The sequence below is a fragment of the Streptomyces sparsus genome (assembly GCF_054776295.1).
In genome coordinates this window covers 1-1,468 of the sequence record NZ_BAAHCA010001095.1, presented here as the reverse complement: position 1 = coordinate 1,468, position 1,468 = coordinate 1, and the positions used below count along the sequence as shown (strand labels likewise).

The 1,468-nt window shown below is 74.7% G+C and carries 1 protein-coding gene; it reads left to right on the top strand.

Translation table 11 applies throughout. The annotated features are described in order from the left end of the window. Window positions 1-112: 112 nt before the first annotated feature. Window positions 113-1,468, top strand: a 1,356-nt coding sequence (locus ACYVE9_RS26580; RefSeq protein ID WP_461030445.1) for a beta-ketoacyl synthase N-terminal-like domain-containing protein, incomplete at its 3' end; no start/stop codon positions are given.

Genomic DNA, 1,468 nt, shown 5'->3' with positions numbered 1-1,468 from the left:
GGTGGGCCGCCGAGCGCGCTGGACCGTGCCCGGCAGCAGGCCCAGCGGCGGCGCGAGGCACGCGGCAGCCGGCGCCGCACGAAGGACAGCCGCAGCAAGGGAGCACACGACGATGGATGAGGCACCGCAGACCGAGTACGACGCCGACCCGGCCATCGCCGTCGTCGGCATGGCGGCCCGCTTCCCCGGCGCCTCCACCGTCGACGAGTTCTGGGAGAACCTGGCGGCCGGCCGGGAGGCGGTGCGAGCCGTCAGCGACGAGGAGTTCCTCGCCGCCGGTGGTGATCCGGCGGACCTGGACGATCCGACGCTGGTCCGGATGGCGTCCGTCGTGGACGGCGCCGACCTGTTCGACGCCGCCTACTTCGGCTACAGCCCCGCCGAGGCCGAACTCATCGACCCCCAGCAGCGGTTGCTGCTGGAGACGGCCCACCACGCGATGGAGGACGCCGGTTACGGCGCCGGCCACGGTGACCAGCTGGTCGGGGTGTACGCCGGGGCGGGCGACAGCCGCTACTACCCCGTCCACGTGCATCCCCGCTTCGCCGGTGAGGGCCCCGCCTCGGTCGCCCTGGTACACGCCGCCACCAGCAACTCGCTGGGCACGCTGGCCACCCGGATCTCCTACGAGCTGGGGCTGACCGGCCCCAGCGTGTCCGTGCAGACCGCCTGCTCCACGGCGCTGGTCGCCGTCCACACCGCGTGCCGGGAGCTGATCGACCACCGCTGCGACGTCGCGCTGGCCGGAGCGGCCTCCGTCAACCCGTCCGCGATGCTGGGCTACCGGCACGTGCCCGACGGGCCGTTCTCCCCGGACGGCCGCTGCCGGGCCTTCGCCGCCGACGCGGCCGGCACCTCCTCGGGTGACGGCGTGGGGGTGGTGGTCCTGAAACGGCTGGACGACGCGCTCGCCGACGGCGACCGGGTGCGGGCCGTCATCAGGGGTTCGGCGCTCAACAACGACGGCCGCCGCAAGGTGGGCTTCACCGCGCCCAGCACCGAGGGCCAGACCGAGGCGGTGCTCGACGCGCAGGCCGCGGCCGGCGTCAGCGCGGACTCCATCGGCTACGTCGAGGCGCACGGCACCGCCACCCGGCTCGGCGACCCCATCGAAGTGGCCGCCCTCACCCGGGCGTTCCGCGAGAGCACCGACCGCACCGGGTTCTGTGCGCTCGGCTCGGTCAAGACCAACGTCGGACACCTCGGCGCTGCCGCCGGCATGGCCGGACTGGTCAAGGCGGTACTCGCGCTGGAGCACGGCCGGATACCGCCCAGCCTGCACTTCGACCGGCCCAACCCGCTGATCGACTTCGCCGGCAGCCCGTTCCGGGTCCCGACCGCGCTGGAGCCGTGGCCGGACACGGCGGGCCCGCGTCGCGCGGCTGTCAGCGCCTTCGGTGTCGGCGGCACCAACGCGCACGTCATCGTCGAGCAGTCGCCGCAGCCGGCGGTGCGGGAGCCGGCGCCC